A 26,714-nucleotide genomic window follows, 5' to 3' on the forward strand; every position below is an offset into this window, starting at 1 on the left:
TATGAGAATTTTAATCGCAGATGATGAGCCTGCAATATTGATGTCACTTGATTTCCTCATGCGAAAGGATGGGAATCAGGTATTTGTCGCTCGGGATGGAGAAGAAGCCATTCAATTAATCGAAAAAGAATTACCCGAGGTAATCATATTGGATATCATGATGCCCAAGGTGGATGGATATGGAGTATGCAAACAAGCCAAAGCGCTAAAACCCAACTATCAACCTGCAGTCGTATTCATTTCGGCAAAAATAGCTGAATCAGATATTGAAAAAGGCTACGAAATGGGTGCGGATTTATATATTCCTAAACCCTTTTCAAATCGCGACTTAGTCAAAAAAATAAACGAATTATACGAGAAACTAAAAAACTAACCTATAGAGAACATGAGAATTACATCATTAGCACAATACCATGAGGCCTACGCTGAAAGTGTAAATCACCCTGAGCGATTTTGGGCAAATATTGCCAACGAATTTGATTGGATTAAACCATTTACCAAAGTGTTGGATTGGAGTTTTGATGACTATTCTGTCAAATGGTTTGAAGATGGTCAAATGAATATTACTGCCAATGCGCTAGATCGCCATCTTAAAACTATTCCGGATCAGGCGGCCATTGTTTATGAACCCAACGAACCTGGAGATGAGGCCATCACATTGACCTACCGACAGCTGTACACGCGGGTTTGTAAATTCAGCAACGTATTGAAAGCGCAAGGGGTCAAAAAAGGAGATCGAGTATGTATTTACATGCCGATGATTCCCGAATTAGCCATTGCCGTATTAGCCTGTGCCCGAATCGGGGCGATACACTCCGTCGTTTTTGGCGGTTTTTCAGCGCAATCTATTTCGGACCGCATTAATGATTCCCTGTGCAAGATTGTTATTACAACGGACGGGGCGGTCCGTGGAAATAAAAACATCCCGATGAAAGAAACCGTGGATGATGCATTGGTTTCATGTCCTTTTGTAGAAACAGTCATTGTTAAAACACGCACCAAAACTCCCGTTGCTATGCTAAAAGGCAGAGATCTTTGGTGGGAAGAGGAAGAAGCCCAAGCTTCGTCAGAATGCCCTCCTGAGCCCATGAATGCGGAAGATCCATTATTCATTCTATATACATCTGGATCAACAGGCAAACCGAAAGGTGTAGTACATACCTGTGGTGGCTACATGGTTTATACTGCCTATACATTTGCCAATGTTTTCCAATACAATCCAGGTGATGTTTTTTTCTGTACGGCCGATATCGGTTGGATTACAGGTCACTCCTATTTGGTCTATGGTCCTTTATTGAATGGCGCTATATCTGTTTTATTTGAAGGAATTCCAACTTACCCTGATGCTGGGCGTTTCTGGGATATCATCAAACGTCATCAGGTCAATATTTTCTACACGGCTCCTACGGCAATTCGTTCGTTGATGGGTTTTGGCGACGAGGTGTTGGAAGGCAAAGATTTAAGTTCTCTGCGCGTTTTGGGCTCCGTAGGAGAACCTATCAACGAAGAAGCATGGCAATGGTACCATGAGAAAATTGGCCAAGGCAATTGCCCAATAGTTGATACCTGGTGGCAAACAGAAACCGGAGGATTAATGATTTCTCCCATTGCTGGGATTACGCCGTTGAAACCTGCCTTTGCCACACTTCCATTGCCAGGGGTCCAACCGATTTTAGTTGATGAAAATGGCAAAGAAATTGTAGGAAATGGTGTCAATGGAAACTTGTGTATCAAATACCCTTGGCCATCCATTATCCGTACGACATATGGCGACCATGAGCGTTGCAAGACAACCTATTTCTCAACCTATCCGGGACTTTACTTTACCGGCGATGGATGTATGCGTGATGAAGATGGCTACTACCGCATCACGGGTCGTGTAGATGATGTCATGAATATTTCAGGCCACCGCATCGGAACGGCAGAAGTTGAAAATGCAATCAATATGCACACGGGTGTCATTGAGTCTGCAGTTGTCGGATTTCCGCATGATGTCAAAGGACAAGGAATCTATGCCTATGTGATCTGCGAGCATCCAACGATCAACGATGAATTAACTAGAAAAGATATTTTGGCGACTGTAGCACGTGTTATCGGGCCTATCGCTAAACCGGATAAGATCCAATTCGTTACAGGTTTACCCAAAACCCGTTCAGGCAAAATCATGCGCCGAATATTACGCAAGGTGGCAGAAGGAGAATTTGGTAGCTTAGGGGACACATCTACGTTATTGGATCCGAGTGTTGTTGATTCGATTATTGCAGGGGCGCTATAGACGTTAGACGGTGGACATTAGACGTTGGACGTTGGAATGTAGAGACGCGATACTTCGCGTCTATTAGACATTGAATCTTAGACGTTGGACGTTGGAAAATTAAAATAAAAAAACCTCAGGAAATTCCTGAGGTTTTTTTGTTGACTAAAGTCTAACGTCCAAAGTCTAACGACTACCAAAAATAAGTATACAACATCAACAACATCATCACAATAATCACAGATCCCGCGATAAATGAAGGTGCCAATTTGAACATCTTCGCATCGATTTCCAAGCCTTTGGGATTGTTCTTCGATTCAGGATCTAGCAATGAGATGACCACCATCGAAGTGATACAGAAGGTAAATACCCAGCCCATACGATCAATAAATGGAATCACATACATGCCATCTGCATCTTGGAAAGACGAATAGAAGATCGAATCTGTAACGCCTGTCCAGGTTGGAATATACTTGGATACGACCGAGAATGTCACACCACCTAACAAAGCGAATAATGCTGCTTTTGAAGTCGTACGTTTCCAGAAGAATCCCATGATAAACAAAGCAAAAATTCCCGGTGAAAAATACCCTGTATATTCCTGAATAAATTGGAAACCACCTTTCTTATCGATGCCCATAAAAGGAGCAATTAAAATAGCGATGATGATAGCAGCAACCACCGCAAAGCGTCCAATGGAAACCAATTGTTTCTCAGATGCATTTGGGTTGATGTAGTTCTTATAAATATCCAACGTGAAAATAGTCGAGATTGAATTCGCCTTACCTGCCATCGAAGCAACTACGGCTGCCGTTAACGCGGCAAATGACAATCCTTTCAATCCTACTGGCAACAAGTTCAATAACACTGGGTAAGCATTATCCTTGCTCAAAACGCCATCTTTCATCATTTCTGCTTGGAACATCCCGTCTTTCCACAATAAATACGCCGCAATACCTGGTAAAACCACGATAATTGGCATCATCATTTTTAAGAATGCTGCAAACAAAATCCCGTTACGGGCTGTTGGCAAATCAGCTCCCAAAGCTCTTTGTGTAATGTATTGATTACATCCCCAATAGTTTAAGTTGACAATCCACATACCACCAATCAACACCGCTAAACCTGGCAATGAAGGATAATTTGCGTTGTCTTTACTGAAAATCATGTGGAAATGATCGGGCGCTTTGGTCATTAAATGATTCAAACCATTCATAACGCCTTCGCCTCCAAAACGTGTAGAAACTAAATTCAAGGCCAAATAAGAAGTAACCAAACCTCCTAAAACCAAGAAAACAACTTGAATTACATCGGTGTAACCAATTACCTTCATACCGCCTAGTGTGATTACAATGGCAAATGCCGACATCGCAATCATACAAACCGTGAAGTCTAATCCGGAAATCGTAGAAACAGCTAAAGCGCCTAAATATAAAATGGATGTTAAGTTAACCGCGATGTATAACAACAACCAAAAAACGGCCATAATCAAACTCACAGTGGAATTATACCGTCTATTTAAAAACTGAGGCATCGTAAAAATCTTGTTCTTCAAATAGATCGGCATGAAGAAAATCGCAACGATCAACAGCGTTGCTGCAGCCATCCACTCATAGGTAGCGATCGCCAAACCCATCTGAAAACCATCTCCTGACGTTCCAATGAACTGTTCTGCAGAGATATTTGATGCAATTAAGGAAGAACCAATGGCCCACCAGGTTAATGACCCTTCCGCTAAAAAGAAATCATTTGAATCTGTAATTTTTGACTTTTTCTTATTGTAGATCCAATAACCGTAGCCAGAAACGACAATGAAATAAAATAAAAATACGAGATAGTCGAGCAGCTGTAAACTGTGTGATTGCATAAAAAGTGGGTTTAGTTAAGGGTAATCTCTGCGAAAATAGGGTATTTCAGGAGAAAAGAAAAGGATTTAACGGAATTATACTATTCCCAATAATTCGGCCTAACCAATACAACCTCTTCCTCCCGATCGACAATCACTTGCCCAGGCAATAAATCCTTCGTCTTTCGAACATATTTTTTCGCGGTCACAATAACAGGACAAAGCGACTCAGTCGCCCGTTTAGAAAAATGCGCAGCAAGTTCTGCAGCCTTCTCAATCACATGTTTGGGCACCGTTTGCTGTTGCGGATTTCGAATAATCACATGGGAACCCGAAACATCCCGCGCATGCAACCAAATATCAAATTTCTTTGCATATTTCAGCGTCAATAAATCGTTATTCTTCGCATTCTTGCCCACCCAAATCGTCCAACCCGATGTCACAAATTGCTTAAATGGCAATTCTTCCGATGATTGCTTGGTCGATTGTTGGACCTTCAAGTATTGTAAATAAGGCTTCAACTCCCTACGAACCTGAGCTGCTTCGACGCCTTTTAGTTGGGTCCCTAATTCAATGATTTCAGCCTTTTTTCTGGCAATCGTAGCTTCCCATTGCGCAATTTCTTTGGAGAAATTCTTCGCCTTTCGATAGTAATTTTCGGCATTTTGAGGGCCCGACAACAATGGATTTAGTTTAATAGTAACCTTTCCTCCGTGGTAAAAATCATCTAGTTCAACCGACTTAGCTCCAGAGGGAATCAGGTGCAAAAAGGCCATTAAAATATTTCCAATTTCTTCAAAAGCTAAACTCGAATCACGTTTAACTTGCTGCTTTTCTAAACTTTCCAGGTAATGAATCGCCTTAAGGTGTAATTTACCTAGCGTTTCCATCAACAAAGATTTCTCCCGACGAAACTCCCCTACTGAATAATGCAAGGAATAAAATTGATTCAAAGCATCAAAAACATCCTTCGTTTGATAAAGGACTTCTCCATCATTTGGAAATAAAGTCAATGAAATTCCTTTAGCCGTCTCAACGATCGAAATCTGAGGTTCATCAAGCCATTGCAACGTTTGCTGCAAGCTTTTCCATTGACTTTCAAGGGATTGATTCGCATAGCCCAAACTTTGCAAATAATTGCCTCCCTCCTTTCCTAAGGTTGGGTACAATGCCATCCAATCCCCTTCGGCTTCTTGAAAGGCTTCAAAGGACTGATCGATCGTCCGATCCAATTGTCCTAAAGTCAAATCAAAGTCCTTCCCTAATCGTTTCTGAAATTGGCCTTGATGTTCCCCTACTTGAAAAAGGATTACATTGGAACGATTGCCAAATAATTTCAAAACCAAAACCTGTTCACCCAGAAAATATAAACCGATAGCACGCTCATTCTCAAAAACACGTACATCTTGCACTTCATGAAGAAGCAAATCCGAAAACAAATCCACGGAATTCCGACCGGCCCGTCGGAAATCATCCGGAAATTGCAAACTCGAAAACTGCGAACCAAAACTACATTTGATCCAAAAATCTTGTCCATTTTGCCTCTCAAATCCAATGACTAGCTCATCCTTTTCCTGCGAAAAACATTGCTTGAGCCGCGCATAGGTCAAAATTTGACGTAACTCCCGAGCTAAGATTCGTAGGAAAAAATGATTGTTATGCATAAATTGAATTTTTATTTGCAAGCATGTCCCTTCCTGATTCCTATCTTTCCGTTTCACAACCCGCCGAGGGACTCTACAAAGATAAAGGAAGTAAATTCATCGGATATGTATTTCCCGTGAAAGATGTCGAAGATATCAAGGAACAGATAAATTCCTTAAAGGAATTGCATCCGAAAGCCCGACATATTTGCTACGCTTACCGACTCGGTTTTACCCCCGAAGAAGCGCGTTCCAATGACGATGGTGAGCCATCAGGAAGTGCAGGGAAACCGATTTTAAATACGATTCTTTCCAATAATGTCCACTACACGATGGTTGCGGTGGTTCGATATTTTGGAGGAACCCTTCTGGGTGTACCTGGATTAATTCAAGCCTATAAAGAAGCAAGCCTCGAAGCCTTTGCTGCAGCCAACATCATCGAAATCGAACCGATGGACACCTACGAAATCCGCTTCAGTTATCCCCAAATGAATGAGGTCATGAAAGTGATCAAAAAATACCCCATTCAAATTGTCGAGCAAGAGGTCAATAATGATTGTTGGTATAAGCTTAGTTTCCCGCATCGCATCTCAGCGGAGGTCCAAAATGCATTTGAGAAAGCATTGGAAAACTTTTAAAATCAATCTATTGATAATCTAAATTGATTATCAGTTTTAAAAGATCAGTCGAACGATTGTTTGGTTTACTTCGAGCAAATCAAACGAAATGCCCACTATTTTTCGAAAAAAAGGCTGGAGAATATTTTTTTATTCCAACGAAGGAAATGAGCAAAGCATATCCATGCAATTAAAGGGGAATCGGAAGTAAAATATTGGATTAGTCAAAAATTGAATATGATATCCTATGCAAATTCATTTAATTTGAAACCAATCCAGCAACGAGAAATAGAAGAAATTTTAATTGAGCAATTACCTAGGATCATCAAAACTTGGAATATTTATTTCAACGATTACCAATGAAATCAAATCAAAAACACATTCGGGAAATTCGATTTGAGGGTGATATGATCATCATTCAAGGTGAAAAAAAAATCAATTAAAACGGCTTTAGCTACGATTTCTCAAAAATTGATGCACGCATCCACCATCGAACGAAACACTTTTGAAATTAGCCCTTCGGGAACTGGGGTACATTGGCCACTCATCGACGAAGACCTCTCCTTTCCAAATTTATAAGCCTTCACCCTTTTCCCTTCGACTTTCATTCAGTAGATTTGTTTAAAGCATCTCACATGCTAACTAAACCTATGAACTACTATAAAATTTACCTCGTCGATTCGGGTATCCAAATCGAAAATGCGTCAGGGCAATTGACCTCAGTCTTATCCGAAAATTGGGATGATTGCATCAATCAAGCTCATTTATTTCAATTCTGCGAAAAACAGTTATACGCAGGCAATTCACGCGCTTCCATTCAAACACCTATCGAATCTCAAGAGATTTGGGCAGCGGGTGTGACCTATTTACGGAGTAAAGTGGCTCGCATGGAGGAGTCCAAAGAATCCGGTGGCGATACTTTCTACGACAAAGTATATGACGCAGAAAGACCCGAAATATTCTATAAAGGCAATAAATTAAGAGCAGTAGGCCAACATGGCCTCGTGAGAATCCGTAAGGATTCCGCATGGAATGTTCCCGAACCCGAATTGACCTTGTTCATTAATCGGCAAAATCAAATCGCGGGTTACCTCATCGGCAACGACATGAGCTCTCGGGATATTGAAGGAGAAAACCCCTTGTATCTTCCGCAGGCCAAAGTCTACGACGCCTCCGCGGGAATTGGCCCATGTTTAGTAGTGACAGATAAACCCCTCGCTCCTGAAACGCTTATTTCGATGCGCATTTTCAGAGCCAAGCAAGAAGTTTTTCAAGGTGATACGACCATTTCCCAAATGAAACGTAGCCATGCGGAATTAGTAGAATACCTTACCCGCGAAATGAGTTTCCCACAGGGCGCTTATTTAATGACCGGAACATGCATCGTGCCAGACCCTCCTTTTACCTTACAAGCAAACGACGAAATACATATACAAATCGAGCCCATCGGCACACTGATTCAAACCGTACACCCATGAATTTAACAGGAAAACAACTCATAGGCTTTCAAACAAAAGCAACCGGTCACCGGAATTTTCAAGGGGTTCAAGCAGCTACGGGTGAATTATTACCTCAAGTTTTTACCGAATCAACGGTTGATGAAGCTAATGAAGCCTTACTGAAAGCCTCCTCGGCATTCAAAACGTATCGCAAAATTTCCGACGAAAAACGAGCGAGCTTTCTTAACGCCATTGCGGATGAAATTTTAGCCATCGGCGATCTATTAATCCAAACAGCTTGCGCGGAATCAGGATTGCCTGAAGCGCGTATCAGTGGAGAAAGAGGTCGGACGATTGGTCAAATTCAAGCATTTGCCAATTTCATATCAAACCCTACTTGGAAACGAGAAATCGTCGATGAAGCGATGCCAGAACGCCAACCGCTACCCAAGCCTCGTTTGGTCCAAACACAAATTCCCTTGGGGCCTACGGTGGTTTTCGGAGCGAGCAATTTCCCTTTAGCCTTTTCTGTGGCAGGAGGAGATACTTTATCCGCTTTGGCTGCCGGTTGTCCTGTGGTTTTCAAAGCCCATCCCGCTCATCCAAATACCTGTGATTTAGTTGGCCAGGCGATTCAAAAAGCGGCTCTAAAAACAGGCATGCCAGACGGAACCTTTTCCCTTTTGCATGCGCAAGGACATGAAATCGGTGGATATTTAGTCCAACATCCATTATCCAAAGCTGTGGCATTTACCGGTTCCTACAAAGGTGGGAAAGCGCTATACGACCTCGCGGTTCGCCGAGAGGTGCCTATACCCGTTTATGCCGAAATGGGTTCCATCAATCCCGTTTACATGTTTAGCGATCGAATTGCCTCGCAAGGCGAAGCTTTGGCAGATGCATTTAGTCAATCGATATGTTTGGGCGTAGGCCAATTTTGTACCAATCCTGGCTTGATTGTTATCCTCGAAAAGGATCAAGCGTTTTTAAATACTTTGGCCACGAAATTAGATCAAATGCCTTTGGGCACCTTCTTAACTACGGATATCAAAAAATCCTTTGAGCATGGTTTTACGACCTTAAATCATCATCCCGCTACACAACGACTAACGGCTTCTGATAGTCCGGCTCCAAGTTTATTTAGCACGAGCGTAAAAGAGGCATTAGCGTATCCTGAGGTGATGGAAGAGGTTTTTGGCCCTTGTACGTTAGCTGTTGTTTGTCAAGATTTAGCTGAGATGATTGCCTTTACGGAGCAGATGCCAGGCCAACTAACCGCAACCATTCAAGCGGAACCCATTGAGCTTACAACGTTAGATGAACTCATTGACGAAGTTAGCCAAAAGGTTGGGCGTATACTTTTAAATGGCTTCCCTACGGGAGTTGAAGTTTCCCCTGCGATGGTGCATGGTGGCCCTTTCCCAGCAACAACGGATGCACGAAGTACTTCAGTAGGTACCGAGGCTATTTACCGGTTTACGAGACCGGTTTGTTGGCAGAATTTTTAGGCATAATGTAGAGACGTGATACCTCGCGTCTATAAAAATAAAAAACCCCAGACTTTAGTCTGGGGAATCGGCGCAATGCGCCTCAAACTTTGGCAAAGCTTGAAGCTTTGCCAAAGAAAAGTGCCACTCAATTAAATCTCTACCACCACGTTCTCAAAGGTCAAATTGCCCTCCTTATCCACATCCATCAACACCGCGGATTCCTTCTGAATCTTGCCCGATAAAATGGACTTCGACAATTCGTTCAACACAACCCGTTGGAGAACGCGCTTCATCGGCCGACCGCCATACAAAGGATCAAATCCTTCTTTGGCTAATTTATCCAATGCCTCCTCGGTCGCTTCAATCGTGATATGTTGCTCCGCCAAACGATTCTGAATCTCCTTAAACTGAATGCTCAAAATCTTTCGAGCATGCTCCTGCGTTAATGGTTCAAACAAGACAACCTCATCCACCCGATTCAAGAACTCGGGGCGAACTTGTTGCTTCAACAAAGCCATCACCTCTTCTTTCGCCTCCTCCAACACGATAGCATTGTTCCAACCCTCCATTTGGCCTAATTTCTCTTGAATCAAATGACTACCAATATTCGAAGTCATGATGATAATCGTGTTCTTGAAATTCGCCGTCCGACCTTTATTATCGGTCAATCGGCCTTCATCCAACACCTGCAACAAGATGTTCCAAACATCTGGATGCGCCTTTTCAATTTCATCCAACAACACAACCGAATAAGGCTTACGGCGTACGGCTTCCGTCAATTGACCGCCCTCATCGTATCCTACGTATCCCGGAGGCGCTCCCACGAGACGCGAAACGGCATGGCGTTCTTGGTACTCCGACATGTCGATTCGAACGATTGCATTCTCGTCATTGAACAAATAGGATGCCAAAGACTTCGCTAATTCCGTTTTACCTACCCCAGTCGTCCCCAAGAAAATGAAGGATCCAATCGGTCTGCGTGGATCTTGCAAGCCCGCACGTGATCGGCGCACCGCATCCGAAACCAATTCAATCGCTTGATCTTGACCCGCCACACGCTTGTGTAACTCATCCTCGAGATGCAATAATTTCTCGATTTCCGTTTGCAACATTTTGCTCACTGGAATACCTGTCCACTTCGCAACCACCTCAGCCACATTCTCCGCCGTCACCTCTTCCTGCAACATACCATTCTCTCCCTGTGACTTCTCTTGTAAATCTTTCAATTTCTGTTCGGACTCTACCAAACGACCGTAACGTATTTCAGCCACTTTGCCATAATCTCCTTGGCGCTCCGCTTGATCGGCCTCCAACTTCAACTTATCAATCTTCTCTTTCTCCGCACGAATCGTATCCAAAACGCCTTTCTCGGATTGCCATTGCGCTTTCAAAGCATCACGTTTCTCCGACAAATCAGCCAATTCACGATTTAAGACTGCTTCTTTTTCCTTGTTATTTTCCCGACGAATCGCTTCGCGCTCAATCTCCAAGGACATAATCTTCCGCTGAATATCATCAATCGCCTCAGGCACGGAATCAATCTCCAAACGCATTTTCGCTGCAGCCTCATCCATCAAGTCAATCGCCTTATCCGGCAAGAAACGATCCGAAATGTATCGGCTAGACAATTCCACCGCCGCTATAACTGCATCATCTTGAATTCGCACCCCATGGTGTAATTCGTATTTATCTTTGATACCACGCAAGATAGAAATCGCATCCGCAACATCCGGTTCATCCACAATCACAGATTGAAAACGACGTTCCAAAGCCTTATCCTTCTCGATATACTTTTGGTACTCTTTTAAAGTCGTCGCACCGATCGCATGCAATTCACCACGCGCCAAAGCTGGCTTTAATAAATTCGCTGCATCCATGGCACCTTCTCCCCCGCCTCCAGCACCAATCAAGGTGTGAATCTCATCGATGAATAAGACAATCTCTCCATCAGAATCTGTCACCTCTTTGATCACCGCTTTCAAACGCTCCTCAAATTCACCTTTGTATTTGGCACCGGCCACCAACAATCCCATATCCAAGGACATGACGATTTTGGACTTCAAATTCTCAGGCACATCACCTGATACAATTCGTTGGGCTAAGCCTTCGACAATCGCCGTTTTACCTACACCCGGCTCACCTACCAACATAGGATTGTTTTTGGTCCGTCGGGAAAGGATTTGCAAGACCCGACGAATCTCTTCGTCGCGTCCAATCACTGGGTCAATTTTACCTGCCTTCGCTAATTCATTTAAATTCTTACCATACTTTTCCAAAGACTGGTAAGTACTTTCTGCATGTGGATCGTTCACTTTTCTATTTCCTCTTAGTTCGATGATTGCTTGTTTAAAATTCTTCGTTGTTAATCCGAGCTTTTTCAAGGCATCGGCCACGGAATCGTTTCCATCCAATAGGGATAAAAACAAAACCTCCACGCTCACAAACGTATCTCCAAAATCCGCTTTTAATTTATCTGCACGTTGCAAGGCTTGTTGCAAAGCATTGCTCGCATAGGCTTGATCACCTGATACCTTTGGATAGGTTTGTAAGATGGGACCTAATGCCGTTTGGATTTGGGAAGGATTCACGCCTAATTTCTTCAATAGAAATGAAGCGGTTTGGGTATCATCTTGTAAAATCGCTTGCAACAAATGCCCAGTCTCGATGGCCTGTTGGCCCCGCTCCTGCGCAATTTCTATCGCCTGCTGAATGATGACACTCGATTGGGAAGTATAGTTATTTGGATTCATGTGGTTAAAATATTTGCAGGGCTTAATGCAATTGAACAACCAAGAATAAATAACGGAAATTTTGGCGTGAATCACTGGGCTTCACACAAAGAAAATCGGCCATTATGGCACGTATTAGGCGAATCTGTCTGAAATCACCTGCTTAAAAGCAGCTAATGCTTCTTTCAATTCTACGATCTCATGGGGAAATTGGCTAAACTCACAGACCTTGGCCTTCAACTCAATTTTCTCACAAATATGGTGGACTTGCGCTGCCCCCAAAGTACCGGAATTTCCTTTCAGCGTATGTAATTCCGATTGAACACCTTTGCAATCATTAGCTTCGTATGCCTTTTCAGCCAAAGCAATCTGTTCCTCCGCTTCAGCAATAAATTCAGTAAGCATTCCCTCTACAAAAACTGGGTCACCTCCCACGGCATCAGAAAGCGATTTCAAAACCTCTTCATCCACCACATGATGGGATAGATCCAGGATAACATCCTCAGACGCATGTCCATCATGAACCCATTTCCCTACCATCTGAATGAGCTGTTGGGCCCTGATCGGTTTCGCTAAATAATCATCCATCCCCGCAGCCAAGAATCGCTCCCTGTCTTCTTTCATGGCATAAGCGGTCATAGCCACAATCGGAGGTAATTCGATAAGCGATTTTTTCAGTCGGCGAGTGGTCTCCATCCCATCCATTTCTGGCATCTGAATATCCATGAGGACTAAATCAAAATCAGTATCCTGCGATAAGCGATTAATTGCCTCTTGCCCACTCGTGGCTGTCTCCACCACACAACCGGCTTTCATTAATATTTGAGAGGCAACTTTCCGGTTGGTCGCATTATCATCTACCAATAAAATCCGTGCATGTACTTCCTTCAATGTACCAGATATATCAAAACGGTCAGCCTGTTGAATCGACGAGGCTTTTGAGGCATCACCGATAGCCAAACGTACGGTAAACCAGAATGTACTACCTTTTCCTTCCTCGGATTCAACACCGATTTCGCCTTCCATCATTTTACAGAATTCGCGCGAAATCGCTAATCCTAAGCCTGTTCCTCCGTAATTCTTTGATGTTGAATTATCCAATTGCTGGAAGGCCGAGAATAATTTCTTTAAATTTTCTGGACTGATTCCAATTCCGGTATCGGTCACACGTACCAACAAATCAACTTGCGTATCTGTCTTCTTCGCCGTTGAAACCGAAATTGTCACGGAACCATTCTCCGTAAACTTCAGCGCATTGGATGTTAAATTGGACAAGATTTGTAATAGTCGGGTTTCATCAGCCACAACCACCTTAGGTACATCCTCCGCGATGGAATAAGCAACCTTATTTCCTTTTTGATGTGCAATCGGGGTAAATAAAGCCATCAAACGATCCAATAAATCTTCGAATACCAAATCAGCCGGATGTAAAACCATTTTCCCCGCTTCGATTTTGGCTAAATCCAAAATGTCATTCAGAATATGAAGGAGCGTTTCAGATGATTTACGTATCGTTTGTAGATAATCTTGTTGGTCTTCATTCAAGGGCGAATCGCACAATAAATCCACCATCCCAATTACCCCGTTCATGGGCGTACGAATCTCATGAGACATATTCGCTAAAAACTGTTCCTTCACTTTCAAGGAATGTTCCGCTTGTTCGCGCGCTTCGACAAGTTCCTCTTGGTATTTCTTCAGATCCGTAATATCCCTTGCTATACCAGAAACCTCAGCGATATTTCCGCCAGATTGGATCGGATTTAGGTAAATCTCCAACCACTTTTGTTCGCCGGATTTGGTCGCAAGCTCTAATTCAAAGTGTTGCTTTTGCCCTCGGAAGGCTAGTTTATATTTATCTTCCAAAGGTCTTCGCTCATTCGGCGCAACCAGTTGGAAACCCATACTCTCCGTACTAAAATTCAATTGAGGTTTGATCTGCAATTGCTGCTCGAGCAATTCCGCGTATTCGTGATTAAAACTCGTCAACATTAATCGTTTATTCACCGACCACATCAAGTGGGAACTCCCCTCGAAAATGGCATTCAAACGAGCGGTTTCATGCGCTAATGCCTCTTCTGCCTGCTTACGCGCAATAGCCACAGCCACCTGGCTTGAGATAAAGTCCAATAACTCCAAATCTCGATTCTCGTATTTATTGGCCCGCTCATAGGACTTCACCCCAATGATTCCCGTTACCCGATCACCTATACGCAATGGAACGCAAAGCATAACTTTAGGAACGACACCATATAAATAAATCTTCTTCTCTTTGGCGAGTTGGTGAATATCATCATCATGCAAAATCAAAGGCTTATTCGCCATGATTGCATATTCGGTCAATCCATTTCCCAGTTTACGTTTGGTAAAATGGACACGCGAGTCAAAATACTCATCGATGTAATAAGGGAAATACAAATAGCTTTTGCCCGGATCGTATTGTGCGATGAAGAAATTCTTCACATCAATCACTTCACCCAATTGCTTGTGAATGTTCACATACAAATCATCCAGATTGGTCGAATTAATCGCTACCTGCGCAATGGATGAGAACAATTTATTTGCACGTTCCGCACGAACTTTCGCTGTTGAGTTATGTAAAATACAACGATAAGCCGTGGGAGCACCACGTTCAAATCGACATGTCGCAGAGCCCGAAACATAGAGTCGGCGACCATCTTTCCTTCGAAAAACAGCCGTAAACTCTGGCAATTCCTCGCCTTTACTCAATAAATCAAATTGCGCCTGGGTGTTATGTGCAAATTCGGGATGGAGTACATCTTGAATTTTCAAGTCACGCGCTTCCTCTTCGGAATACCCCATGGTTTCCAACCAGGCTTTATTGACAAACAGAAAGCGCCCTGAAACACCCGTGATTTGAATTAAATCGGTTGTATTATTAATTAGGTCTTGCAATTGGGCATTTGACCTACTTAAAGCTTCAGAAACCTTTTTGCGTTCGGTGATGTCTTCACCAATGATACTTAGGTAAGTTGTTTGGTCGGCTTCCTGAACGATGGTTGAGGCTACCTCCACCCATTTCATGGCACCCGTCTTCGTAATGTAATTTCGTTCTCGATCTTCAAATAAACCACCAGAAGCAATGGCTTTTTGGAATGATGCTCGGCGATCTTCAGTTTCTCCCTCAGGTAACAGGGTACCAAAAAAATCTTTGCCGTTTAACTCGCCTGCTTTGTAATTTAATAATTGATGGGTATATGCATTAGCAAAAACAATCGTCCCATCGAGCGCCATGATGATGCCAAATAATTTAAGGCCCGACATGGTTTTGATCAGATTCTCTTTCGAAGTTGTCTCGGAGGCAATGCCATCGTTGATTTCCAACACGTCCAATTGCTTTTTCAGTTCTTGAATTTCCTGAATGAGATCGTCCTTTGTCTTATTTGCCCAAGCAGCCATGGCTTTATTCCCTATTTTTGCTTAAATGTACAAAAAAGGGCGTAATTTCGCGTACCCTTAAGCCCCAAGAACACGTGCAAGTAAGAGCAAAAAAGAATTTAGGTCAACACTTTTTGAATGATTTAGATGCGGCCCAACGCATCGTGGATGGCTTGCAGGATTATGCCAACTACCAAAAAGTATTGGAAATTGGTCCTGGTATGGGCGTCTTGACACAATATCTGGTCAAGAAGACAGCATACGAAACCTACTTGATCGAAATTGATAAGGAATCAGTCGATTACCTACGCAAGAACTATTTAGAATTCACGGGACCTCGGTTGATCGATGGTGACTTTTTACGCTATCCCTTGGAGAACATCTTTGGCGATACCAAATTTGCGATAGTTGGTAACTTCCCCTATTTCATCTCTACCCAAATATTTTTCCGCATTTTGGAATACAAAGACCAATGTGTGGAGGTCGTAGGTATGTTACAAAAAGAAGTTGCCGTACGCTTAGCCGCCAAACCAGGCAACAAGGACTATGGCATTCTGAGCGTTTTACTGCAAGCTTATTACGATATCGAATACCTCTTTAGCCTCGGGCCTGAAGTATTCACTCCACCACCAAAGGTCAACTCAGGTGTGATTCGTTTGGTCAGAAACTTCAATAAGGAATTGGCCTGTGACCCAAAACACTTTAAGATGTTGGTCAAAATGGCCTTTAACCAACGAAGAAAGACCTTACGGAATGCGTTGCGAGCGATGCAATTACCGGATCATCCCTTATTAACGAAACGAGCGGAACAATTAGGTGTAGAGGAGTTTACTACCTTGACCAAATTATGGGAAGCCAACGGTTACCAAGGAGCATAAGAAAATAATATAGCCTTAACGGCATTTTGGGCAAAAATTCCGTAATTGCGGATCAATCTAATTAACTCATCATGGAAGAAATCAATGTACAGCACCTTCCGTTTGAGCTCACCAAAGAGTTCTTAGAAGAAATTCGCCAACTGATCACCGATCAAGCGAAAGATGAGATCATTGCCAAGATTGAGGATTTATTCCCTGCTGATATCACATCGATTCTCTATGAATTAAACGGGGAAGAATCGAAGTATTTGGTCCAATTATTGGATACCAAAATTGCCGCTGCGATTATCTCTGCCTTAGATACAGATGATCGCAAGAAGTTCTTAAAGAATTTCACTTCCAAAGAAATTTCTGAATACATCAACATTGTCGATTCCGATGACGCGGTGGATATCTTAAACGAACAACCTGTTCGTATACGCGAAGAAGTAATCGCATTATTAAAAGACCGCGAACAAGCACGTTTCATCATTGATCTCATGCATTATGATGAGGATTGCGCGGGTGGTTTAATGCAGAAGGAGTTAATCAAAATCAATGTTACACAGACGGTGACGGAATGTGTGGAGGAGATTCGCCGACAAGCCGAGGACGTTGAGAAGGTTTATTCGGTTTATGTAGTGGATGATGATGGGATTTTATTGGGTACTGTTTCGTTGAAAAAAATCATTTTAGCTAAACGGGGCTCCAAGATTCAAGATGTTTTCGAGGCAGATGAAATCGTTTCCGTACAAACCTATAGCACAGGCGAAGAAGTGGCGGATTTGATGCAGAAATATGATTTGGAAGCTATTCCTGTTGTAAATATTCAAGGCCGATTATTAGGTCGAATTACCATTGATGACGTGGTCGATTTCATCACGGAATCCGCGCAAGAGGATATTCAGGTGATGGCCGGTATCTCAGAAGACGTAGAAGAAGATGACTCCGTTTGGCTCTTGGTACGTTCTCGCTTACCTTGGTTGATCGGTGGCATGGTTGGTAGCTTTTTAGCTGCTAAAATCATCGACCGGTTTGATGATACGATTGCCTTATTACCAGCTATTTCAGCATTTATCCCTTTGATTGGTTCTACGGGTGGAAATGTGGGGATTCAATCTTCCTCACTCATCGTGCAGTCTTTAGCGGATAAAAGTGGTTTAGACACAACGCTGTGGAAACGTCTTCAAAAAGTCTTTGTCGTAGCTTTAATCAACGCCCTTATTGCAGCCATTTTTGCGTTCGGATGTTCGATGTTGATCGATAGCGGAGAAATCATGTTATCCATTACCGTTTCACTTTCCTTATTTGCTGTGGTCATGTTAGCTTCCTTGATGGGAACAGTTACCCCTTTGGTCTTGAACCAATTAAAAATCAATCCAGCAGTTGCATCGGGGCCATTTATCACGACGACAAATGACATCCTTGGGTATGGAGTTTATTTCTTAATTGTCTATTTCTTGTTGTAGGCAATGAGAGCAGTCATTCAGCGCGCAAGTTCAGCTTCCTTACACATCGAAGGCAAATTACATGCTTCCATTGGAACAGGATTTGTTGTGCTCCTAGGCATACATGTTGACGATAGCCCTGCTGATGTCGAATACCTCGTAGGAAAAATTCATGGAATGCGTATTTTTTCAGATAGCGAAGGAAAAATGAACCTTTCCTTGGAACAGGTTTCAGGCCAAATCCTATTAATTAGCCAATTCACCTTGTATGCCGATACCCGCAAAGGGAACCGACCTAGTTACTTAGCTTCGGCAAGACCAGAACAAGCAATCCCTTTATATGAGCTAATGATTGAAAAGCTTTCTACTGCCATGGGCGCCCCGATTCAAACGGGTGTATTTGGCGCGGATATGCAAGTTAGCTTATGTAACGATGGCCCTGTGACCATTATCATTGATTCAAAAACCAATTAACCATGACCTTAGAAGAAGCGCAAGTACAAGTGGACCAATGGATCAAAACGGTAGGAGTTCGTTATTTCAATGAGCTAACTAACATGGCAATGTTAACGGAGGAGGTAGGCGAAGTGGCCCGCATCATCGCTCGTCGCTATGGGGAACAATCTGAGAAGGAATCAGATAAAAATAAGGACCTAGGAGACGAAATGGCCGATGTGCTCTTTGTCTTAATTTGTTTGGCTAATCAAACGGGCGTTAATCTAACTGAGGCCTTAGCGAAAAACTTAGCAAAGAAAAGTGTCCGTGATGCAGACAGACATCACAACAATCCCAAACTCAAATAATAACTACTTACCTGCTGGTACTTGGCTATCCGAAATGCGTTTGCTCATGCTTTTCCCCTCTTCTTTGTTTGGAATAAAGGGACGAACCAAGGAGATCAAATCCAAGCTTGGATTCAATTTTTGAATCACTTCATGGCGAACATCAAATTCCGTTTCACCGGAAATTTGTTGGTATTCTGCATCCGAAATCCCATCATGCTGATTAGATGCATTTGAAAAAGATGCCAAATGTCCTAAGGTGCTGTCTCCCATCAATTTACCACCCTCCCAAGAAACAACAGACCCAGCATGCTTCCAGTTAAATCCTGATAAGGTAAAGTTCTTTTGGTTGATTGCTTGCACGGATTGAAGTGGCATACCCAACAATAAACCCGAATCCGTTTTCCATTCCGAAACGTTTCCGACGATCGTCACATCGACGATTTGACCATCCCGGTAATATACATACACCTGACGATTTGAATTGGGATATAAAATGGAACCGCGCAAGCTGTCATCGCCAATCACCCAGGTTGTATCAGCAATCAATGACTCTTTTCCATATTTCTTTTCAAGACCCGCCAAATCTCCACAGGCCAACACTTCATTCAAACTACGTGTAGGATTGACTTTTTCAGACGAATTATTCGAGCCACAAGAAAACAGAAACAGCCCGACAAAGAAGGAAAGAATGTATTTCATATTAGAAAGAATAAGCTAATGATAAGGTTGCATTTAAGCCTTGAACCTGATATTGATAATACTTTTGATAGTTTTTACCTAAGAGGTTATTGCCTGACAAACCGATATTCAAATTTCGTTTGATAAAGTAATTTATTTTCAAATTGACATCCAAAATATCATCCATCTGAATTAACTGATTTTTGACAGGTTCTAAGGCAAAAAGTGATTTCATCCAATACACATCAGGGGCAATCATGATTTTAGGAGAAATGCGCCAAGAGTTAATCCATGACAAACTGGTTGCAGGAACATGCGGTGCATTAAACTTCACACCCAATAACTCATAAATAACATGATTAAACTTAAAACTCGATGTAAACTGAGAAGTGAAATTCAGATTTAGGTTACCGGAAATCGTAGTGACTTGAATTTTCTCTAATCCCCCGCGGTATTGCACATCAAACTTATTGGGTGCCGTAACAGCATTGACAAAGAAAGGCAAGTCGGAATATTCAGCATAATCATATTGCGCTTCAAAGTCCACGACTTTATTCCCACCAATTCCTTTAATCCCACCATACACATGGCCAACTTGATTCGTATTCTTTAATTGACTAGGTACACGCATCCAAGGATTTTGCTTCAAGTAACTTTGGAATGAATTAAACTGCACATCGCCACCCACACCACCAAACAAGTGAATGTAATCTGAAGCGCCAAAATCCATCTGCAACATTGGAAAAACACTCGTCTTCTCTACTAAGGGATCATCTGATTCCGTCACAAACATAAAGCCAGCATTCAAACTAACGCGTGAGCTTTTATAGGCTAAATGAGGGTTTAAACGATACAAATTACGATTCCATTTTTGCAGGGTCGCATTGGGGATGAATTCAGAATAAATATAATCACCCACTAACTTGAATCGTAGTTTCTCCGACATCGCATGGGCATACATGCCATGGCCTTGGATGATACGCTCGTTCAATTCTTGAGGATTGGTTAACTGATCCGCTTGAATGCTCAACTCATAATCGGATGTAGCCGATTTCTTAGCACTACTCAGTTTACCTTTGGCACTCATCTGTGTATACGACGCTAAAAGATCACTAGCCTTTACATAGGAAGGTATTTCAGCTAAACCATAATAGTAATTAGAGAACATCTTATATTCCAATGTACTTTCCCAATAATTCACCCGACCTAAGGAACGGCTCTCCAAACGCGCTAGGTTTTGACTTCTCGCTGAATAATCCGCCATCACAGGACCAAACTGATTGGCATCATGATGCAAATACAAGCCTAAGAATTTATTTTCCTTCGCACTTTGGCTTACGTTAAAATCAAATAATGTATGCCCATAATTGCCTAATCCGAAAAGGATTGCATTTTTAAACTTCTCACCGTAAGCTGTTTTATTGTTCTCATCTGATCGCATTTCCTGGGGAGCCGGTGCCTCAATTTTAGGCAAAGAATCAATTGCCCAAGCAGATTCTTTTAATTTAACAACCAAAGGAGTCGATACAGATTGACCAAAAGTTTTCATGGGCAAATACGACCTGTCTGTAACTTTTAAATTCATGACCGCGCGCGTAGAATTCGGGATTGTAATCGTAGAACGATCAATACGCGATTCTTGTGCATAGGTAAGGTTAAGCAATCCAATCAGGCCAATAAAAAGTAAAATGATCTGCTTCATCTATTGAATTCCCTCCATTTTTTTCTTGGCTAATACTTTAATGGCATCATCCGACGAGTTGGCTAAAATACTTTGCAAAATCACCTTGGCTTGCGCATAATTCTTAAGTAGAACAAAATTATCCGCCATAGCTAGATAGGCCAAACCTACCGTTGCATCTGGTAAATGATAATAACGACTGTCGGCTTGAACAAACTGAAGCACTAGCCATTCATTGGCCTGTTTGTAGTCTTTTTGCAAAGCCAATACTTTAGCATAAGCCAAAGCAGCTTTGGCGCCAACTTCATCTTGATTAAAATTGACCGACTTAACAAACCATTGTTTTGCGATTTCATAGTCAACGGCATCCAAGCCAAACTGCCCAATTTCTAAGGCCCATTGACTTTTACGCAACGAATCAGAAGCATCTAAATCGTTCCAAAGCTGATTAAGTAAATCAAACTTCTTTTGTTGGCCGTATAACTGTTTCAATTTATCCTGCACATCAAGCATAAGGGTATCTTGAAAAGGCATATTGGCTTTTAAATCGACCAATTGACTGATTGCTAAATCCGAACGCTTTTGCTCTTCATAAATCAAAGCAATCATCCATTGGGATTTATTTGCATAGCTAACTCCTTGCTGACTACGCTTCAAGTAAATCAAGGCATTTCCAAAATCTTTGGTGTGATAAGTCGATACCCCTAACATATAATTCAAAGCATCTGATTGACCATAAGCCGGATATTCTTGAATCAGACGAACAAGTTCGGGAACAACTAATTTATATTTAGCTTGCTGGAACATCTCTGTACAAATATCAAACCATTGATCCGCTAAGCTTGGATCATCGCCATGTTGGCTAGCATATAAGTGATACAATTCCATCGCCTCGCTGTGTCGACCTGCTTTTTTCAATAATTCATTCGCACCAATGATGGCTTCTTTGGCGGAAGAATCCGTCGTAAACTTTCTTACAATTTGTACATAATCATCCATGGCTAAAAACCATTGATTTGTATTCTCATAGGCTTGAGCCCTTATCAATAAGAAAGGGGCAAAAAGCGGATTGGTAGTCGATTTTTCTTGGATAAATTGGCTCGTATTGCGAATAACTGCCGCATAACTTTCTGTTTTTTGCAAACGTGCTAATGCTACATTGCTTTGATAAAACATCTTATCCGCTTGTGGGTCATTCGGGAATTTAGCACTGTAAGTTTGATATACCTCAGCCGACTCTTTGAATTTCCGAAGGTTGAAAAGAATTGATGCCTTTCGTTCTAATAAGCTAGGTGCTTGAGTTGTATTCTGAAGAATGGCTTCATCGAAATATTTGAGGCCTGCAGGCAAATCTCCTTTCGCAATGGATAATTCAGCCAAATTACGTAAATCTTCCACGGAACGACGGCCATCTAATTTATTGGCTACATATTCCTCAAAATATTGCAAGGAACGATCGTACATCGTAATGTATGCGAAGGAATGTGCTAAACTCAAACGGATTCGCTGGCTTAATTCCCGAGAACCCGTAGGCAATGATGTCTCGGCAAGCAAAGGAACATACAATTTTATCGCATCTGAATTCTTATTGGATCGAGCTAACATCTCCGCTAATGCATAGCGCGCATACCATGCCATCTCGCGATTGACAGAAAAGTCTAGTGATTTCTTAAAGTAGGTAATAGCTTTTCGATCTTCCTGTTTATCATAAGCCTTTGAAGCTATTTGATAACAAGTGGCTTGATAAAGTTCCTGGAATTTCACTTTCCCCACCGGGAAATTCAACATGAAATCCTCCATGGATGACAAAATCGCTTGTTTCTGAAGGGCATCCACAGCCATAGAAACCAATAATTCTCCATGCTTATTTTGAGGAACGCGCTTTTGATACGCTTTAATTTCTTTAAGTAATGTAGCCCATTGCTGGTTTTGCTGCAGCAAACTTAAGTACATCAAATAAGACTCATCAGCCAATTCTTTATTGAAGGGCATCGAAGCAACTTCCTGTAAAGCCTGGTAAGCTAGATCCCATTTTTGTTGGTCGACTAAGATTAACGCCCGAGTTTTAGCCATCTCCTGTCCCAACGAATCCGTAGATTTGTCGAGCGAGGCTAATAAGTTAAGTGCCTCATCCAATTGCTTGGATTTGTACAAGGCAAAAGCGTGCTTGTAGCTTCGCTCACGCGTCATCATCGCAGGCGATTTTACTTTTACGACCGCATAGCTTTTGGCGGCATTGGCAAAATCTTGTTTCTGAAATTGCAATTCAGCAATAATAGAAGCCAAATTCCCAGAAGACTGTTGATATGAACTATCAGCTAAAATAGGCTTAACGTAACCAATTAAATCATTGTATCGATTTAGTTTCATGTAGGCAGAACTGATCCAAACGGGTGCCTCTGTGGCGTATTTGGGATCAGCACTAGCTAATTTAAAATCTTCGATCGCTTGTTCGAATTTTTCGGCATGAAAATGCATAACCCCAGCATAATAAGCTGCAGGTAAGGCATATTCATCCTCCGACTCAAATTTCAAGAGATTAAAAAGCGCTAAAGCTTCCTTGTACAGACTCGATTTGTAGTAGGAAACTGCTAGGTAATATTTATGCTCTAAATTCGTTTGAGCCGAATTACTTAAGTACTTAATTGCTCGCGCCCAATCCCCTGTTTCATAATAGAACACGCCGATTTCAGTAATCAATTTAGCTGAAAACGGACTTTCTGGGTGATCAGCCACGAACTTAACCGCTTGAATTTCTGCTTCAGGACGCATCGAATAAATCGAACACATCGCGATATAATATTCAACGATGGTACGCTCAGAATTTAATGAAGAAGGGCTTTCTTGTAAGGATTTTAGATAAAAACGGAATTCTTCTTGAGCAGCCGGAAAGTTATTCGAATCAAACAATAACTTAGCTTGACGAAAATGCTCATAGGGGTCTGTCAATTTGACCGTTTGCTGACCATGCATTTCAAACGGTTGAATAAAGAACACACTTAAGACTAAAACACTAAAATAAAATAATCGTTTTTTCATCTACGAAAAGATGTATATCTAGGGTTATTACAATAATACAAATTTTATTTCAAATTTATCTCTCCTTTCCAACGATAAAAATGCAAATTAATTTCCTCTAAGACATATTTTATCTAATTTTGGGAGATATTACCAACAAATAACATTCGATGACAATTCGTAACTTATTCATATTCAGTATCCTTTCTTTCTGTTTCCTGAGCACTTCAGCTCAAAGCCCTAACAAAAAGCTTCCATTGATTAAAAATGGCGGCTATGTAATTTTCGAAAAAAATGGACACGGGTTAATCGCGACCGTGGAGAACTTGGGTAAACTAGATTATAATGAAGCACAAAAAGCTTGCGATTCGCTCCAAACTGGCGGATTTTCAGATTGGCGTTTACCTACCAAAGAAGAATTTGAGTTAATTCACCCCAAATTGAATCTTAAAAAAGTAGGCGGAGGAAGCATTTTCCAATCTTCTTGGTATTGGACATCTTCAGAGGTGGACAAACAAAATGCTTGGACGCATAATCTACAAACCGGTTTACAAGCTTCCTATTTCAAGGACTTCAAATGCTTCGTAAAAGCAGTCCGTTCATTTTAATACTCCGTATTTTTTCATTTGTCGGTCCATCACCGCAAAATACACAGGTGGAATTAGCGCCAAAATCAACATACCCGGATAACCCGTAGGCATCTGCGGAGCCCCATCATGGTGACGCAGGATTTGATATTTCCGAGACGCTAAATAATGATGATCACTATGCCTGCTTAATTCGAACAAAAGAACACGTCCTAATAAATGATTACTGTTCCAGGAATGTTCAGGCTGAACACGGCTATACCGATTTGTTGAATTTAGCTGCCGCATTAATCCATAATGCTCAATATAATTCACCGACTCAAGCAGTAATATACCGATGCCTGCCGACATTAAAAAATAGCCCAAAGTAGCTAAACCCCACATTCCATAAATGCCCCAAAGCAATAGCGCCTGAAAAAGATGGAAAAGCAACATTTCATTTTGAATCGAGAAAAAACCTGCTTGTTGATTCTTTAAAATTTTATTGTTGATTCGCCAAGCGCTTAGGTAAGTCCCGGGAATCGTTTGAAAATAAAAGGCGAATATGCTTTGTCGGTATTTCGCTGTACTCGGATCATCTGGAGTACTTACATGCGTATGATGACCTCGATTATGCTCGATAAAAAAGTGCATATATAAACTCGTAGCGAGCAAAATTTTAGACATCCCTTGTTCTACCCTTTTGCTACGATGCCCTAATTCATGCGCTAAATTAATCCCAAAAATACCCGCCAATAAACCTGCCGTTAAGATTCGCCCCAAGCGATCATGTGCCGTAATTTCAGGCGAGGCAACATGATTTAAAAAAGAATAAAGACAATACAGATGCAAGAAAAAAGCCACATAAAGCACCCCATCGTAGAGCGGATTATTTTTTGCTGCCAGTTCATCCGATTCCGATAAATTTCCCTCATCTGCCGGCAAAAATAATTCTGCCAAGGGAATAAAAAGGAAGCTGAACAAGATGCTGCCCCAACAAGCAATACCTACTGAATGATAGGAAATCCAAGCGCCTGCAAATAATATAAAGGGGAGAAAATACTTGAGGATGCGCATAGCTAGTCTAAAATTTCCTCAATAATAACAATTTAAACTTGTTTTATTGCCATCATAAAATCAGACGCTACCCGCTCAATTTGATAATCAGCTAAAAACAAGGAACGGGCATTCGTAGCTAAGCGTTTTTGCAAATCCAAGTCTGAAACAAGTGTTTGCATGGCATGAAAAACATCCTCTTGTTTTGGCTCACAGATCATTGCCGCATCCGCCGCGAGTAATTCCGTCGCAAAACCAATACGCGTACTTAAAATACATGGTTTATTGTAAGCAAGCGCTTCCAATGCCGCGATCGAGAAACCTTCGGAATAACTAGGCAAAATAAACCCATCTGCTTGCTCTAATAAATAGGCCTTATTCGCACCCGTAACAACATCAAACAACGCGATATTTTGATGGGGATAAGTTGCCAACTTCCCAGCTAATGCATCCGAATAATCATCTTGAGGACCAGCAATGATGAGATGTACATCCTTACCATGCTGAATAGACAATGTATGAAAGGCTTCTACCAAAATATCAAGCCCCTTTTTCCGATTGATCCGACTCAAGAATAAAAACACAAAGGAAGACTTCGCTTTAATTTCCGCAAGTCGCTGAACAAATTCAGGTGACGGATTTGCATGGGACTCTGATTTAGGGTCTTCGATTCCGTTTGGAATAAATACGATTTTGGAACGCAAATCAGGGAATAAATTTAGGAGGATTTGTTCCTCTTCCCGACTAATCACATGAATCATATCAGCTTGACGCAAAAAGCGTTTTTGCATCAAATTCCACAACAACTTTTTTTTCCACGCGGAACGACTCCATGCATAAGGGTCTAAAAAGCCATGAACCGTAACAATTTTCTTGGCCTTATTGGGAACTAAGAAAGGCAAAAGCGCACCAAAGTACCAGAGACCATGGATGTGAACGTATTGAAAAGTATTACGATTTCGAATGAACCAGAAAAACAAGGACCATGAGAATTCGGAGAGAATTCGGGAAAAAGCACTCTGATTAAATATTTCCAGTTGGACACCGGGAGCGGTTGGATATGGGTGATGAGCACGATCCATGGAACTCGCGATCGTCACATCCATACCAGATTCTATTTGAAACCGGGAATGATTCAAAATGACACTTGCAGGCCCTCCTGATTCATAAGAATAGGAACACAAATGCAATAAATGTTCTTTTTGATTCAT

At 41.8% G+C, this 26,714-nt stretch carries 21 protein-coding genes; 12 read left to right on the plus strand and 9 right to left on the minus strand.

The window, feature by feature from the left end; translation table 11 throughout:
• Window position 1 precedes the first annotated feature (1 nt).
• Complete coding sequence (locus tag V7S75_RS03745; protein ID WP_459511483.1) at window positions 2-373, plus strand: response regulator transcription factor; 372 nt, start codon at window positions 2-4, stop codon at window positions 371-373.
• Between the two features lie 12 nt (window positions 374-385).
• Window positions 386-2,275, plus strand: a complete 1,890-nt coding sequence (acs, locus tag V7S75_RS03750) for an acetate--CoA ligase (RefSeq protein WP_459511485.1) — start codon at window positions 386-388, stop codon at window positions 2,273-2,275.
• A gap of 172 nt (window positions 2,276-2,447) precedes the next feature.
• Here acs and V7S75_RS03755 read toward each other — a convergent pair whose 3' ends face one another.
• A complete protein-coding gene (locus V7S75_RS03755; RefSeq protein WP_459511487.1) occupies window positions 2,448-4,121 on the minus strand; it encodes a sodium/sugar symporter in 1,674 nt (557 codons plus the stop codon).
• Window positions 4,122-4,201: 80 nt separating this feature from the next.
• Window positions 4,202-5,764 (minus strand): NFACT RNA binding domain-containing protein, encoded by a 1,563-nt coding sequence (locus V7S75_RS03760; protein ID WP_459511489.1) that lies wholly within the window; start codon window positions 5,762-5,764, stop codon window positions 4,202-4,204.
• Between the two features lie 23 nt (window positions 5,765-5,787).
• On the opposite strand from V7S75_RS03760, the gene V7S75_RS03765 reads away from it, so the two are divergent.
• From V7S75_RS03765 to V7S75_RS03785, 5 genes are all read left to right on the plus strand, one after another.
• Window positions 5,788-6,381, plus strand: a complete 594-nt coding sequence (locus V7S75_RS03765; protein WP_459511491.1) for an IMPACT family protein — start codon at window positions 5,788-5,790, stop codon at window positions 6,379-6,381.
• 168 nt (window positions 6,382-6,549) lie between these two features.
• Window positions 6,550-6,723 carry a hypothetical protein gene (locus tag V7S75_RS03770; protein ID WP_459511730.1) on the plus strand — a complete coding sequence of 58 codons (174 nt, stop codon included), beginning with the start codon at window positions 6,550-6,552 and terminating at the stop codon, window positions 6,721-6,723.
• A 60-nt stretch (window positions 6,724-6,783) separates the two neighbouring features.
• The gene (locus V7S75_RS03775) at window positions 6,784-6,939 is read left to right on the plus strand and encodes a DUF2442 domain-containing protein (protein WP_459511493.1); all 156 of its coding nucleotides are present in this window, start codon (window positions 6,784-6,786) and stop codon (window positions 6,937-6,939) included.
• Window positions 6,940-7,010: 71 nt separating this feature from the next.
• On the plus strand, window positions 7,011-7,838 hold the full coding sequence (locus V7S75_RS03780) for a fumarylacetoacetate hydrolase family protein (RefSeq protein WP_459511495.1): 828 nt from the start codon (window positions 7,011-7,013) through the stop codon (window positions 7,836-7,838).
• On the plus strand, window positions 7,835-9,307 hold the full coding sequence (locus tag V7S75_RS03785) for an aldehyde dehydrogenase (NADP(+)) (protein WP_459511497.1): 1,473 nt from the start codon (window positions 7,835-7,837) through the stop codon (window positions 9,305-9,307). The genes V7S75_RS03780 and V7S75_RS03785 overlap by 4 nt, the downstream gene beginning before the upstream one ends.
• Window positions 9,308-9,438: 131 nt before the next feature.
• Here V7S75_RS03785 and clpB read toward each other — a convergent pair whose 3' ends face one another.
• Both clpB and V7S75_RS03795 read right to left on the minus strand, forming a co-directional pair.
• On the minus strand, window positions 9,439-12,039 hold the full coding sequence (gene clpB / locus V7S75_RS03790) for an ATP-dependent chaperone ClpB (protein ID WP_459511499.1): 2,601 nt from the start codon (window positions 12,037-12,039) through the stop codon (window positions 9,439-9,441).
• A gap of 114 nt (window positions 12,040-12,153) precedes the next feature.
• The gene (locus V7S75_RS03795; RefSeq protein ID WP_459511501.1) at window positions 12,154-15,435 is read right to left on the minus strand and encodes a PAS domain S-box protein; all 3,282 of its coding nucleotides are present in this window, start codon (window positions 15,433-15,435) and stop codon (window positions 12,154-12,156) included.
• Between the two features lie 74 nt (window positions 15,436-15,509).
• On the opposite strand from V7S75_RS03795, the gene rsmA reads away from it, so the two are divergent.
• From rsmA to V7S75_RS03815, 4 genes are all read left to right on the plus strand, one after another.
• Window positions 15,510-16,292, plus strand: a complete 783-nt coding sequence (gene rsmA / locus V7S75_RS03800) for a 16S rRNA (adenine(1518)-N(6)/adenine(1519)-N(6))-dimethyltransferase RsmA (RefSeq protein ID WP_459511503.1) — start codon at window positions 15,510-15,512, stop codon at window positions 16,290-16,292.
• 71 nt (window positions 16,293-16,363) lie between these two features.
• Window positions 16,364-17,740: a magnesium transporter gene (gene mgtE / locus V7S75_RS03805; RefSeq protein WP_459511505.1), complete on the plus strand. Its 1,377-nt coding sequence runs from the start codon at window positions 16,364-16,366 to the stop codon at window positions 17,738-17,740.
• Window positions 17,741-17,743: 3 nt separating this feature from the next.
• Window positions 17,744-18,193, plus strand: coding sequence for a D-aminoacyl-tRNA deacylase (gene dtd / locus V7S75_RS03810; RefSeq protein ID WP_459511507.1), 450 nt, complete (start codon window positions 17,744-17,746; stop codon window positions 18,191-18,193).
• Between the two features lie 2 nt (window positions 18,194-18,195).
• Complete coding sequence (locus tag V7S75_RS03815; RefSeq protein WP_459511509.1) at window positions 18,196-18,522, plus strand: nucleotide pyrophosphohydrolase; 327 nt, start codon at window positions 18,196-18,198, stop codon at window positions 18,520-18,522.
• A 3-nt stretch (window positions 18,523-18,525) separates the two neighbouring features.
• Here the strand turns inward: V7S75_RS03815 and V7S75_RS03820 are convergent, their stop codons facing one another.
• From V7S75_RS03820 to V7S75_RS03830, 3 genes are read right to left on the minus strand one after another with little or no spacing between them, the layout of a single operon-like run.
• Window positions 18,526-19,203, minus strand: a complete 678-nt coding sequence (locus V7S75_RS03820; protein ID WP_459511511.1) for a hypothetical protein — start codon at window positions 19,201-19,203, stop codon at window positions 18,526-18,528.
• Between the two features lies 1 nt (window position 19,204).
• Window positions 19,205-20,884: a TonB-dependent receptor gene (locus V7S75_RS03825; protein WP_459511513.1), complete on the minus strand. Its 1,680-nt coding sequence runs from the start codon at window positions 20,882-20,884 to the stop codon at window positions 19,205-19,207.
• Window positions 20,885-23,902, minus strand: coding sequence for a tetratricopeptide repeat protein (locus tag V7S75_RS03830; protein WP_459511515.1), 3,018 nt, complete (start codon window positions 23,900-23,902; stop codon window positions 20,885-20,887).
• Window positions 23,903-24,051: 149 nt separating this feature from the next.
• Here V7S75_RS03830 and V7S75_RS03835 point away from each other — a divergent pair, with 149 nt between their 5' ends.
• The gene (locus V7S75_RS03835; protein ID WP_459511517.1) at window positions 24,052-24,489 is read left to right on the plus strand and encodes an Lcl C-terminal domain-containing protein; all 438 of its coding nucleotides are present in this window, start codon (window positions 24,052-24,054) and stop codon (window positions 24,487-24,489) included.
• Here V7S75_RS03835 and V7S75_RS03840 read toward each other — a convergent pair.
• Window positions 24,481-25,524 carry an alkane 1-monooxygenase gene (locus V7S75_RS03840; RefSeq protein ID WP_459511519.1) on the minus strand — a complete coding sequence of 348 codons (1,044 nt, stop codon included), beginning with the start codon at window positions 25,522-25,524 and terminating at the stop codon, window positions 24,481-24,483. The two genes, V7S75_RS03835 and V7S75_RS03840, sit on opposite strands and share 9 nt — an antisense overlap.
• A gap of 32 nt (window positions 25,525-25,556) precedes the next feature.
• Window positions 25,557-26,714: a glycosyltransferase gene (locus V7S75_RS03845; RefSeq protein WP_459511521.1), complete on the minus strand. Its 1,158-nt coding sequence runs from the start codon at window positions 26,712-26,714 to the stop codon at window positions 25,557-25,559.

It is taken from the genome of Aquirufa sp. TARAVU-A1A (genome assembly GCF_054558675.1).